The organism is Bradyrhizobium sp. IC3195, assembly GCF_020193585.1.
Classification (GTDB): domain Bacteria; phylum Pseudomonadota; class Alphaproteobacteria; order Rhizobiales; family Xanthobacteraceae; genus Bradyrhizobium; species Bradyrhizobium yuanmingense.
In genome coordinates, this window is sequence record NZ_JADYVG010000005.1 from 13,975 (window position 1) to 25,868 (window position 11,894).

11 protein-coding genes are annotated in these 11,894 nt (G+C 63.9%); 5 read left to right on the top strand and 6 right to left on the bottom strand.

Annotated features, from left to right (window positions below; all coding sequences use genetic code 11):
- Positions 1–176: 176 nt before the first annotated feature.
- Together I6F09_RS12740 and I6F09_RS12745 are read right to left on the bottom strand one after the other, a co-directional pair.
- Complete coding sequence (locus tag I6F09_RS12740; RefSeq protein WP_036005985.1) at positions 177–584, bottom strand: DUF4332 domain-containing protein; 408 nt, start codon at positions 582–584, stop codon at positions 177–179.
- 24 nt (positions 585–608) lie between these two features.
- Complete coding sequence (locus I6F09_RS12745) at positions 609–974, bottom strand: hypothetical protein (protein WP_057027235.1); 366 nt, start codon at positions 972–974, stop codon at positions 609–611.
- Positions 975–1,313: 339 nt separating this feature from the next.
- Between I6F09_RS12745 and I6F09_RS12750 the strand changes: the two genes are divergently transcribed.
- From I6F09_RS12750 to I6F09_RS12760, 3 genes are all read left to right on the top strand, one after another.
- Positions 1,314–2,942: a helicase HerA-like domain-containing protein gene (locus I6F09_RS12750; protein WP_225188201.1), complete on the top strand. Its 1,629-nt coding sequence runs from the start codon at positions 1,314–1,316 to the stop codon at positions 2,940–2,942.
- A gap of 170 nt (positions 2,943–3,112) precedes the next feature.
- Entirely contained in the window at positions 3,113–4,459 is a 1,347-nt protein-coding gene (locus I6F09_RS12755; RefSeq protein ID WP_225188202.1) for a glycosyltransferase family 87 protein, read from the top strand.
- A 5-nt stretch (positions 4,460–4,464) separates the two neighbouring features.
- Complete coding sequence (locus tag I6F09_RS12760; protein ID WP_157281489.1) at positions 4,465–5,859, top strand: M20/M25/M40 family metallo-hydrolase; 1,395 nt, start codon at positions 4,465–4,467, stop codon at positions 5,857–5,859.
- A 202-nt stretch (positions 5,860–6,061) separates the two neighbouring features.
- Here the strand turns inward: I6F09_RS12760 and I6F09_RS12765 are convergent, their stop codons facing one another.
- Positions 6,062–6,841, bottom strand: a complete 780-nt coding sequence (locus tag I6F09_RS12765) for a class II aldolase/adducin family protein (RefSeq protein WP_225188203.1) — start codon at positions 6,839–6,841, stop codon at positions 6,062–6,064.
- 208 nt (positions 6,842–7,049) lie between these two features.
- Positions 7,050–8,699, bottom strand: coding sequence for a glycosyltransferase family 39 protein (locus tag I6F09_RS12770; protein ID WP_074447486.1), 1,650 nt, complete (start codon positions 8,697–8,699; stop codon positions 7,050–7,052).
- Between the two features lie 328 nt (positions 8,700–9,027).
- Between I6F09_RS12770 and I6F09_RS12775 the strand changes: the two genes are divergently transcribed.
- Positions 9,028–9,888, top strand: a complete 861-nt coding sequence (locus I6F09_RS12775; protein ID WP_225188204.1) for a DUF308 domain-containing protein — start codon at positions 9,028–9,030, stop codon at positions 9,886–9,888.
- 147 nt (positions 9,889–10,035) lie between these two features.
- On the top strand, positions 10,036–10,452 hold the full coding sequence (locus I6F09_RS12780) for a MucR family transcriptional regulator (RefSeq protein ID WP_036005917.1): 417 nt from the start codon (positions 10,036–10,038) through the stop codon (positions 10,450–10,452).
- A 105-nt stretch (positions 10,453–10,557) separates the two neighbouring features.
- On the opposite strand, the gene I6F09_RS12785 is transcribed toward I6F09_RS12780, so the two are convergent.
- Both I6F09_RS12785 and I6F09_RS12790 read right to left on the bottom strand, forming a co-directional pair.
- Positions 10,558–10,986 carry a SufE family protein gene (locus tag I6F09_RS12785; protein ID WP_057027182.1) on the bottom strand — a complete coding sequence of 143 codons (429 nt, stop codon included), beginning with the start codon at positions 10,984–10,986 and terminating at the stop codon, positions 10,558–10,560.
- A 70-nt stretch (positions 10,987–11,056) separates the two neighbouring features.
- Positions 11,057–11,515, bottom strand: a complete 459-nt coding sequence (locus I6F09_RS12790) for a DUF5330 domain-containing protein (protein ID WP_036005913.1) — start codon at positions 11,513–11,515, stop codon at positions 11,057–11,059.
- Between the last annotated feature and the right edge of the window lie 379 nt (positions 11,516–11,894).

Genomic DNA, 11,894 nt, shown 5'->3' on the forward strand with positions numbered 1-11,894 from the left:
TTCCGATGCGTGCAGACGGCCGAGAGGATGCGATGTTCTTGCCCACCCTCCGTCATTGCGAGCGCAGCGAAGCAATCCAGACTGTCACCGCGGCAAGATTCTGAATTGCTTCGCTGCGCTCGCAATGACGATCTGGGAGCAGTGGTACCCCAACCTCTCCAGCTTGGTCCGCAGCGCTAATACGTAATCTTCGGCGGCAGCTTCTTGGCCTTGGCGATGATGTCGCCGACCGACTTCTCGGAAGGCAGGACGCGGACCAGCTTCTTCTTCTCGTTGGCCTCGCGCATGCTCTGCGCCAACCTTGCCGGATTTCGATAGGCGAGCTCCCGCACCGTCGTGACGCCGGCGGCGCGGACGAGCCCGACCTTGGCCCTGCCCATGCCGGGGATGCGCATGTAGTCGGAGACGTTGGCCCATTCCAGCAATTGCTGCTCGCTGATGCCGGTCTTGGCCGAAAGCGCCTTGCGGCCCTTCACGGTGGACGCCGCCTCGAGCAGCGCGTCGGTGGTGCGGATTCCTTGCGCCTTCAACTTGTTGGCGGCAAAGGCCGGCAGGCCCTCAATCTCGGAAATCGGATATGTCATGATGCTCGATATGAAAAGCGTCGCTCAGGCGAACTGGCTGAGGCCCGGCGTCCCCGCGATGATCTTGCCCATCTGATCCGCTCCGATTTTGTCTCGCCCGTAGCGGAAAAGTTCACGGGCGACGTTTTGAATCTCGGACATGCCGAGCCCCAGGCCCATCAGGCGGGTGCCGACGGCCATCAAGCCGCCGCCCATCAGCCGCGACAGACCGCCACCGCTCTTGGAGGCTTCGATCGCAGCTTCCGCTCCGGGGATCTGGTCGATCAGGGCCTGCACACTGTCGGAAGGGCCCTCGTTGCGAAGGAAGGCCAGGATAATGCCGACGGTCTTTTCAGCGACAGCACCATCTATGCTGGCGTTTGTCGCCAGCCGTCCGATCAGCTCGTCCATAAGACCCCGCCCCTCAGCCGGTTTGCATGCCGGAATATTGCTTTCGAAAATGATCTTGAGCCGGTGTGACGTGAAATACAAGCGATGAACGCAGGCGCCGTCGCGAACGCGCGAAAAGTGTTGCCGCCGTGCAAGAGCCTAGAACGAATCGGCAAAAAATTGCCGCTATGCGAACGCCCCATTCCGACTTTCGGCCGATGTTGTCCGTCTGTTTCCGACAATGTCGCATGCGCAGGAGCCGCTGAACCGATTTAATCGGCGCACGAGATGCGTTAAACTACGGAATTGGTGCATTCGGGTTTCGCGACGCGAAACTCGGCAGAAAGATCAGAGAGAATAATGACCGCACAGGACAGCAAGCTCGGCGATACCGACGACAAGATCTTCGTCGGCAAGGGAGACGAGCAGGCTTGGCTGACGCTTGCGCTGGCCAATCGCCACGGCCTCGTCACGGGTGCAACCGGAACCGGCAAGACCGTGTCGCTGCAAGTGATGGCGGAAGGATTTGCGCGCGCCGGTGTTCCGGTCTTCGCGGCCGACATCAAGGGCGACCTCTCCGGCATCTCGGAAGTCGGCGAGGCCAAAGACTTCATCCTCAAGCGCGCCGGCGAAATGGGTCTCAAGTTTCAGCCGGACCAGTTCTCGACCGTGTTCTGGGACGTGTTCGGCGAGCAGGGACATCCGGTCCGCGCCACCGTCACCGAAATGGGGCCGCTATTGCTGGCGCGGATGCTCGACCTGAACGAGGTGCAGGAAGGGGTTCTCAACGTCGCATTCCGCGTCGCGGACGAGAACGGCCTGCCATTGTTGGACATGAAGGATCTGCGATCGCTGTTGGATGCGATTGTGCCCGCCAGCGGCAAGAAGGGACCGGATGCTGAGGAAGATCCTTTAGCCGAGATCCGGAAGGCCGCGCAGAGCTTCGGCAATGTGAGCAAGGCGACGGTTGGAACCATTCAACGCCAGCTGCTGGTGCTGGAAAACCAGGGCGGAACGAAATTCTTCGGTGAGCCTGCACTGGAGCTGAAGGATTTCATGAAGACCGATAGCGACGGTCGCGGCATCGTCAACATCCTGGTTGCCGACAAGCTGATGGAGAGCCCCAGGCTCTACGCTACCTTTCTGTTGTGGTTGCTGTCGGAGTTGTTTGAGGAATTGCCGGAAGCCGGCGACCTGCCGAAGCCAAAACTGGTGTTCTTTTTCGACGAGGCGCATCTGCTGTTCAACGATGCGCCGAAGGCGTTGATGGACAAGATCGAGCAGGTGGTTCGTCTGATCCGCTCCAAGGGCGTCGGTGTCTATTTCGTCACCCAGAATCCGATCGACGTGCCGGACAAGGTGTTGGCCCAATTGGGCGGTCGCGTGCAGCATGCGCTGCGCGCCTTCACGCCGCGCGACCAGAAGGCGGTCGCCGCTGCGGCGCAGACCTTCCGGCCCAACCCGAAGCTCGACACCGCCAAGGTGATCACGGAGCTCGGCAAGGGCGAGGCGCTGGTGTCCTTCCTCGAGGGCAACGGCACGCCTTCGATGGTGGAGCGGGTGATGATCCGGCCGCCGACGGCGCGGATCGGGCCGATCACGCCCGAGGAGCGCAAGGCGATCATGAGCAGGAGCCCGGTGAAGGGCAAATACGATACCGCGGTGGATCGTGAGTCCGCCAATGAGATGCTGCAGAAGCGCGTAGCCGGCACGGCTGCGCCTGCCGACGCACAAAATGGTGGAGCCGGCGCAGGCGGCGGCGTTCTCGGCCAGATCGGCTCGATCGTCGGCACCATCTTCGGCACCAACGTCAAGCGAGGTCGTCTGTCGACCGGCCAGGTCATTGCCCGCGACGTGACGCGATCGGTCACCAACCAGGTGATCGGCGGGATGGCCGCCAATATCGGCAAGTCGCTCGGCGGCCAACTCGGCGGCTCGATCGGCCGTACGCTGGTCCGCGGCGCGCTCGGCGGATTGCTACGGCGTTAGGCAGAGCGCCCGGTTTGAGGCAGTCGTCGTATCCGGTGAAGCTCTAGAACGTTGACCGTCGCCTGATATCTGCTCGTCCGAGCTACCACGGCGCACAAATTCAGGTGAAGGGCTCTGCAAGCCTTCGCCGGTCTGCTAGGTCCTGTGTCGTCGCCGCTCAGGACTACATCGTGACCCCGCCCGCCCCGTTGGCCAAGCCTGACGCACCCAGACGCCCGTCGCTGGGTGCGCCGCTGGATCTGCTTTTTCTGCTCTGCTGCGTCCTCCTGATCGCCCACGTGCTCGTCCCCGAGATTTTCGGCCGCGGCAAGACCAAGGACTACTCGCTCTGGTACTGGGCCGGACAGCAGGTCCTGGAGGGTGGGCCGCTGTATCCTGCCACGGCCGTCGAGCATTTCGATTTCATCTATCCACCGCTGCCGGCAATCCTGCTGGCGATCCCGAGCTGGTTCGGCAAGATCCCGCTCTATGTCGTCCTGTCGATCTTGAACGCCGTGGCGTGGTGGTACACCGCGGCGTTCTCCCAGGTCATGACCGGCTCGGACCGCGCGCCGGGTCGTTGGCTCGAGGCGCTGCCGGTCGTCGCCACCGTGACCTTCGTGTTCGACATGTTCGACCTCGGCCAGCCGAACCTCCTCCTTCTGGCGATGATGCTCTACGGCTTCTGGAGCTTGCGGCATCAGCGATCGTGGCTGGCCGGCTTCATGTTCGCGCTCGCCGCCGCCATCAAGGTGTTCCCGATCGCCGTGCTGCCCTATCTGGCCTGGCGGCGCAAATGGGCGGCCCTGGTCAGCGCGATCGTCTTCACCGGCATTCTTCTCTATGTCGTGCCGGCACCGATCCGCGGCTTCGAGCGCAACGCGGCCGAGCTGGCGACCTGGTACCAGGGCATGGTCGGGACCAGCTCGGAAAAGGGCTTTGGCCAGCGTGACGAGCAGAACTGGTCGTGGGTCAACCAGTCCCTCATTGCCGTCACGCATCGGCTGGTCCGGCCGATCAACTACAATCAGGACGATCCCAGCAAGCCGCCGCGCACCATGAATCTGATCGAGGTCGACTACAGGACGGCGAACTGGATCGTGCTCGCGCTGTCGGCGCTGCTCGGGCTCGGCTTCGTTGCGGTCATGCCGCGGCAAGCGCGGCGGACGGCGCGCTCGGATGCCGAAGAGCTCGGCATCTTGTTCTGTCTCATGACGGTCGCCTCGCCTCTGGCCCGGCAATACTATTTCATGTGGCTGTACTTCCCGGTGACGGTGTTGATGCATCGGGCCGCCTTCGACGAGCGAGCGCATGTGCGCCTGGGAACCTGGCTTGCCCTCAGTGCGGCCGGCATCCTCATGCTGTTGTCGCTGCCGTGGTTTCCGCTCGCCTTCCAGGCTTGGGGCAACAACCTCGCTGCGACCGCCATCCTCGCAGGGTGTCTCGCCTGGCACATCCGGCATCCGCCGCTTGCGGCTAGCCCTAAGGCCGCACCGGCGCTAAAACCCGGACCTCTTGAGACTCAACAATCAGGATAGCAATCATGGCCAACGCGCAGCTCCAATCCGTGCTCGACCACATCGACAAGGATTTCGATAACAGCCTGCAGCGCCTGTTCTCGTTGTTGCGGATCAAGTCGATCTCGGCCGATCCCGCCTTCGCCGATGATTGCAAGGCTGCCGCCGAGCATCTCGCCAGGGACATCGCCAGCCTCGGTGTTGCCACCGAGGTGAGGCCGACCGCGGGTCATCCCGCCGTCGTCGGCAAGACCGGCGCGGGCGGCCGGCCGCACGTGCTGTTCTACGGCCACTACGATGTGCAGCCGGTCGACCCGCTCGATCTCTGGCACCGTCCGCCGTTCGAGCCCGTCGTCACCGATCATGCCGACGGCCGCAAGATCATCGTCGCGCGCGGCGCCGAGGACGACAAAGGACAGGTGATGACGTTCGTCGAGGCCTGCCGCGCCTGGAAGAAGGTGACGGGCTCGCTGCCGGTCGACGTCACCTTCCTGATCGAAGGCGAGGAGGAGGTCGGCTCGAAGAACTTCGTGCCCTTCATCGAGGCCAACAAGGACGAGTTCAAGGCCGATTACGTGCTGGTGTGCGACACCAGCATGTGGGACCGCAACACGCCGGCGATCACGACCTCGCTGCGCGGCCTGCTCTATGAAGAGCTCAAGATCACCGCCGCCAATCGCGATCTGCATTCCGGCGTGTTCGGCGGCACCGCGATGAACCCGATCCGCCTGCTCACGAAGATCCTGGGTGGCCTGTTCGACGACGACAACCGCATCACCATCCCCGGCTTCTATGACGGCGTGAAGGACACGCCGCCCGATATCCTGGAGCAGTGGAAGAAGCTCGATTTCACGCCCGAGACCTTTCTCAAGCCGGTCGGGCTGTCGCTCCCGGCTGGCGAGAAGGGCAGGCTGCTGGTCGAGCAGGCCTCGACGCGCCCGACCTGCGACGTCAACGGCATCTGGGGCGGCTATATCGGCGAGGGCTCAAAGACCGTGATCCCCTCGCATGCCTCGGCCAAGGTCTCGTTCCGCCTGGTTCAGGGCCAGGACCCGCAAAAGATCCGCAAGGCCTTCCGTGATTACGTGACGGCGCGCATTCCCGGCGACTGCAAGGTCGAGTTCGGCGACCATTCCGCCGCGCCCGCAGTCGCGCTCGACTGGACCATGAAGCCGCTCGCCGCCGCCAGCAAGGCGCTCGCGGAGGAATGGGGCAAGGAGACCGTGCTGATGGGCTCGGGCGCCTCGATCCCGATCGTCGCCGACTTCAAGCGCACGCTCGGCCTCGACTCGCTGCTGGTGGGGTTTGGCCTCGACGACGACAACATCCACTCGCCGAACGAGAAATACGACCTGCAGAGCTTCCAGAAGGGCATCCGCTCCTGGGCAAGGATCCTCGCCGCGCTGGCGGAGGTGAAATAGGCACGGTGCGGTAGGGTGGATTAGCCGAAGGCGTAATCCACCAACTCTTGCGGGCTGCACCAAGAGAAGAGGTGGATTACGCTTCGCTAATCCACCCTACGAAGTTCACGAAACAAAAACGCCGCCCGGAATTGGGCGGCGTTTCATTCCAATACGTGCAGAGGTAGTTCGACGGAAACACTACCTCAATTTCGTGAATATCTCAAGACCGGTAGCCGGGATTGACGCGGTCGAGCTTGCGCAGCAAGGGCGGCCACACGAGGTTGTTTGCGCGCAGCTCGGCGCGGTCGCGGTTGGCGAGCAGCTCGGTGTTCTTCTCGATCGCGATATCGTCGACCGGATAGACCGGCGTGCCGAGCGCGCGCGTGCGCACCTGCATCGAGCAGGCGCGCTCGAGATGGTACATGCGCTCGAACGCGGAGGCGACCGAGCGGCCGACCGTCAGCGTGCCGTGATTGCGCAGGAGCATGTGGTTGTGGTCGCCGAGATCCTTCTGCAGCCGCGGCCGCTCCTCGTGGTCGAGCGCGATGCCTTCATAGTCGTGATAGGCGAGGTCGTGGGTGACGAGCTGGGCGGTCTGGTTCAGGGGCAAGAGCGCTTCCGCGCTGCTCGACACCGCGGTTCCGTCGAGGGTGTGAAGATGCAGCACGCAGATCGCGTCCTCACGCACCTCGTGGATCGCCGAATGGATGGTGAAGCCGGCAGGGTTGATGCTGTACTCGCTCTCGGAGAGCTGGTTGCCGTGCAGGTCGACCTTGACGAGGCTGGAAGCCGTGATTTCATCGAACATCAGCCCGTAGGGATTGATCAGGAAGTGATGGTCGGGACCGGGCACGCGCGCGGAGATGTGGGTGTCGACCAGATCGTCCCAGCCGTACAGCGCGACCAGGCGATAGCATGCGGCGAGATTGACCCGTTGCTGCCACTCGGCCTCCGTCATGTTGGAGGGGACTTCCCTCAGGCGGGCTTCTGCTGGCGACATGGCTGATCTCTCCGAACCTCGTTGTTGCGGAGGAGGAGCGTAGTCGCGGGAGAGGCTTGCGGCAAGGCGCGAGGAGCGTGGCTGTCAAGCGTGGCCCGCATGGAGCACGTAGCCCGCATGGAGCGAAGCGGAATGCGGGGCAGCTCGCACGATACCACAGGTCCCGGATTACGCTTCGCTCCATCCGGGCTACGGATACGGAGAAATCCTACGGCGCCGGGATCGACAGCAGGCTGGAAATGCCGCGGCCGCGGATGTCGTAGACGCGCGCGAACACCACGTCGTCGCGCTTGATCTCGACCATGACCGGGGCGGTGAGGCCCTTGCAGTAGAACTCGCCGAGCGTCATGGCGAAATCGGCCGCGTTGGAATCCCAGCCGATGGTGAAGTCGGGCCCGAGCGCCACCTGGGCCGGGCGCTGCGGACCGCACACCGCCACCTTCCATTTGCGGTTGCCGGGCGGCACTTCCTGGCGCTCGACGAGCTGCTCGCGCAATCCGTCGGAGGCCTGCTTCAAGGCGAGGCCCCAATAGTCCAGCATGAAGCGGTCGTCGGCGCCGCGCACGGTGCCGGCAATGTGGTTGAAGTGCGTGTATTGATAGGGGTGCAGCCGGATCATCTCGGCGAGCGACAGCGCAAGGCCGAAGCAGAAGGTGGCGAGCACGACCGGCTGCCAGGTGCGGTGATTGGCCCGCAGGCGCTCCATGGTCCAGGCGAAGGCGACGCCGCCGAGCACCGCCATCGGCGGGATCACGAAGACGAAATGGCGGATGCCGTTGTAGAGCGCCGGGCGCTTCACCATCGCGATCGCGAGCGGCAGGGTAGCAGCCAGCGTCAGCATCAGGAGGATGGTCTTGCGGCGTGCCGGAACCTCGCGCCGCGGCAGCATGGCGAAGGTGCTGACGATCGCACCGCCCATCAGAACCAGCATCACCTCGGGCAGCTGCAGGGCGAACAGCGTCGGCAGATACGACCAGGGCATGTCGGGCACCGACACGATCGCACCGTCGAACATCTCCTTCCATGGCTTCTCGAAGAAATGCGAGAAGTAGGTCAGCGCCGCCAAGGGATTGCCGGGCTCCATGATCGACCACGGCCAGATCAGGCCCATCACGAGGTAGCCGAGCACGAGGCCTGGCAGCAACACATAGACGACATGGGCGAAGCGGCGAACGGATTCGCGCGGACCTTCGGTGCGCAATTCCTCCAGGAACAGCGGCACGAAGCCGACCACGGCGTAGACCAGCGCGAGTCCGCCGAGAACACGGCAGCCGAGCGAAAGGCCGGCCCCCAAGCCGACGATCAGGATCGTGCGCGGCGATGGCTGCGGATATTCCTCGGCGAGCCGGACGAGGCCGAGCATCAGGACGACCATGGCGACCGCGAAGGGTGCATCCTTCGGGTTCATGAACATGTGGCCGTAAAAGGTCGGGCAGAGCGCAAGCAGGAGGAGGGAAGCCAGACCGGCAAGCGGTCCGCCGATGCGGCGGCCGAGCCGCCATGTCACGGCAAGCCCGATTACGCCGACGATGGCGCCGACCAGACGGCGGGTCTCGAACAGCTCGAGCGGAATGACCTTGTGCAGCAGGGCCGCGACCATGTCGAAGCCGCCGCCATACATGTAGAGATTGGCGAAGGAGAGCGCCGCGGTGTCCTTGAAGCCGGAACCGAACATGCGCAGCAGCAGGTCGGCATATTCGGCGTGGGTGTAGTCGTCCCAGCCGAGCCCGTAGTCGCGGAAGGTCAAGCCTGCAATGACGGCGACCGCGGCCAGCACCAGCATGGCGAGATCGTCGCAAGTCCGTTCGATCGAGCGCCGCTGAGGCGTGTCGATCGCCGAAGTCGTGATGGATGTCATGGCTATCGGTGCCCCGGAATCCCCTTTTGGCCCTGCTGGCGCGCGCGGGCCTCAACCCCGGACTCCCTATAGCGCAGTTCCATTACCAAGTAATTGGGCATTATGGCTAAATTCCTGATGCGACGCAGCAATTCCGGTTGGCACCCATTCAGATGACTTTGCGAGCAGCTTTAGCAGTAGCGAGCCCCGGCTGAAGGGAATGTGAATAAGTCCCTGATTTCCTTCCCTTTAGGAACACTGCCCAGAATTGGCCGTTGGCGTGGAACAGCGTATGACGGTATCGTGGCGTAGCGGTTCTCGCGCGTGATGCGCGGCCGGGGGTGGTTCGATGAATTTGGCATTGCTGATCGTGGGGATTTGCGCCGTACTGGCGGGTCTCCTCGCGGTGATTTTCGGCATGACGATCAGGGAATTCAGCCTCGGTGGGACTCTCATAGTCTCCGGCACCATTGGCGTCTGCTCCGGAATGTTACTGGTCGGCCTGCATCTGGTGCTGCTCGAGCTCAGGGGCATCGCGCGCCGGCTGGCCGGTGCGGTCGCGCCATCCGAGGTTCGGGTCAGGCCCGCGCTGCCGGGCCTCGCTGTGCCTGGCGTAGTCGCGCCCGAGCCGGTGCCCGCTGCGGCGGTGAGAGCCGAGCCGGCGCCGCCGCCACCGCCCGCAAGTCCGCCGCCGTGGCAGAGCGAAGCTGCAGCGCGCGAGCGGCCGCGTGCCGAGGCACCGCAGCAGGAGCCGGAAGCCCCGACACCGCCTCCCGCTCCGGAAGCGTCGCGCCGGCGCAACCTGCTGTTCGCCTCGACCTCGCGCAAGGAGCGCGAGCGCGCGGAGGCAAAATCCACTGAAACTGCCCCGCCGTCTGCGGAGCCCAGCGAGGCCCCGAACCTTTCGCCCCCTGCGAGCTTTGACGTGGCCTGGCCGAAGCCGGACCGTACGCGCGCGTCGGAGCCGCAGGCCGCCCCGCGCCGTCCGCCGCCGCGCTCGCCGTCGACCCCCGCAGAGACCGCCCCACCGTCGCCACCCGAGCCGCCGCCCGTGGAGCCCGCACCCGTGACGGTGCTCAAGTCCGGCGTCGTCGATGGCATGGCCTATTCGCTCTATTCCGATGGCTCCATCGAGGCGCAGATGCCGGAGGGCATGATGCGCTTTGCCTCGATCGACGAGCTCCGTGCCCATCTCGACCAGCGCGGTTGAAGCGACCGCGCGCTCAAGTAGACCGGCGCCTTTCACCAGTAATCAGTGCGTCGCCGTCAGTCATCGTGTTTCAGCCGAATGTATTCTTGACAGGGAATACTTCGGTGTCGTCAATCCTGTAAGCCACAAGCGGACAAGGGAGGGCGCATGTCGGATGCGGGGGCGAAGAATTTCATCGAGCTGACCGCGAGCATCGTGTCGGCCTATCTCAGCAACAATCCGACGCCGGCGGCCGAGATTCCGAACCTGATCAGTCAGGTGCATGGCGCCTTGGTGCGGGTTTCGTCAGGCCGCACCGAGACTGCGCCGCTGGAGCCGGCCAAGCCCGCCGTCTCGCTCAAGAAGTCGATCGCGCCCGATTATCTCGTGTGCCTCGAAGACGGCAAGCGCTTCAAGTCGCTGAAGCGCCATCTGCGCACGCAGTACAACATGACGCCGGAGCAGTACCGCGAGAAGTGGGGCTTGCCGGCCGACTATCCCATGGTCGCCCCGAACTATGCGGTGGCGCGCTCGCAACTGGCCAAGCAGATGGGCCTCGGGCAGCAGCAGCGGAAGCGGAAGTAGTCGGGGTCTTGTAGGGTGGGCAAAGGCGCAAAGCGCCGTGCCCACGAGTTTTCATTATACACAGGAGGTGGGCACGCTCCACTTTGCCCACCCTACGAGAGCATCTTACGACGCTTCCGCGAGCGCCTCTCTCGCATCGGTCTTGATGCGCTCGACCATCGAGCGCAGGCCATTGGAGCGCTGCGGCGTCAGATGATCGCGAAAGCCGAACTCGTTGAACACGGCGATCGCGTCGGTATTGAGGATCTCCCGCGGCGTGCGGCCCGAATACAGCGCGAGCACGATCGCGACCAGCCCGCGCACGATATGGGCGTCACTGTCGCCGCGATATTTCAGGACCGGCTCGCCATTGCTGCGATCGACCGTCTTCTGCAGCCAGACCTGGCTGACGCAGCCCTGCACCTTGTTCTCGGCCGAGTGTTCCGCCTCCGGCATCGGTTCCAGAGTGCGGCCGAGCTCGATGACGTACCGGTAGCGGTCGTCCCACTCGTCCAGAAGTTCGAAATTATCCCTGATGTCGTCGATCGTCGTCATATCGGCCCGCAGTTCCCGCTTACCGCCAATATAGAGACGCGAAGCCCTGAAATCGATAGGGCCTGGACGCTTAATTCGCCGGCCCCGGTCCGCGCCATTCGAGCGCAAGGTCGTCCTGGGTCAGGGTATCGCGCGGCGCCTCGCTCGCTGCAAAATCGCCTTCGCCGGCCAGCGCGATCGAGCCGGTATGGTCGGGCGCCTTCTTGCTGTCGGTCTTGCTGCCGTCGTTCCTGCCGCCGTCGATCTTGTCGTTGGTGATCTGCTCCTTCTTGTCGTTGATGATCTGATAGAGCTTCTTCGCGCCGTCCTGGGCGCGCTGGCCGATGATGGTCGCGGCCTGGCCGCCGACCTCGCAGGCCGCCGGCTGGCGCTTGCAGAACTGGGTCACGTCGGAAACGGCCGCGGTCGCGGCTTGCACCGCATCGGCGGCGCCGATCTGCGGCAGCTTGTCCGATTCGGGCGTCTTGTCCCGCGGCAGGAGCACCAGCACCAGCCCGAGCCAGAATGTGATGCGGAGCAGAAAGCGCATCTTATCGACCTGTCCGTTAGACTCCGCCCGCGGCGATCTCCCGCGGATGTCGGACCTAGCGATCCTCGATAAATCGCAAGTGATTGCCTTGAGCTTAATTCGCGGAAAATTGACGCAAGATTCTTCGGGAGCGACGTTCCGGTAAATTTTCGATTGACGCCCGTACCCATGGTTCTGCCGGCCGCCCGCATCCACCAATTCGAAACCATGCGGAGCAGGGTGAAACCCCGCGTTCACCATTCGCAGCGAAGACGTCGCCAAATCGTCTAAAAAGCTCCGCGATAACGCGGTGTCCGGCCACACGCTGTGCCGCCTTAGCACTCGTTTAAGGTCGCTCTGACACGGTGGCTCAACGACAAGGAGGCGTTCCGGCGCGTCT

Bases quoted from the DNA above. Each gene is read 5' to 3' on its own strand.
- I6F09_RS12780 (WP_036005917.1), top strand. From the start codon at position 10,036: ATGTCGGATGCGGGGGCGAAGAATTTCATCGAGCTGACCGCGAGCATC.
- I6F09_RS12750 (WP_225188201.1), top strand. From the start codon at position 1,314: ATGACCGCACAGGACAGCAAGCTCGGCGATACCGACGACAAGATCTTC.
- I6F09_RS12785 (WP_057027182.1), bottom strand. From the start codon at position 10,986: ATGACGACGATCGACGACATCAGGGATAATTTCGAACTTCTGGACGAG.
- I6F09_RS12745 (WP_057027235.1), bottom strand. From the start codon at position 974: ATGGACGAGCTGATCGGACGGCTGGCGACAAACGCCAGCATAGATGGT.
- I6F09_RS12740 (WP_036005985.1), bottom strand. From the start codon at position 584: ATGACATATCCGATTTCCGAGATTGAGGGCCTGCCGGCCTTTGCCGCC.
- I6F09_RS12790 (WP_036005913.1), bottom strand. From the start codon at position 11,515: ATGCGCTTTCTGCTCCGCATCACATTCTGGCTCGGGCTGGTGCTGGTG.
- I6F09_RS12765 (WP_225188203.1), bottom strand. From the start codon at position 6,841: ATGTCGCCAGCAGAAGCCCGCCTGAGGGAAGTCCCCTCCAACATGACG.
- I6F09_RS12760 (WP_157281489.1), top strand. From the start codon at position 4,465: ATGGCCAACGCGCAGCTCCAATCCGTGCTCGACCACATCGACAAGGAT.
- I6F09_RS12775 (WP_225188204.1), top strand. From the start codon at position 9,028: ATGAATTTGGCATTGCTGATCGTGGGGATTTGCGCCGTACTGGCGGGT.
- I6F09_RS12770 (WP_074447486.1), bottom strand. From the start codon at position 8,699: ATGACATCCATCACGACTTCGGCGATCGACACGCCTCAGCGGCGCTCG.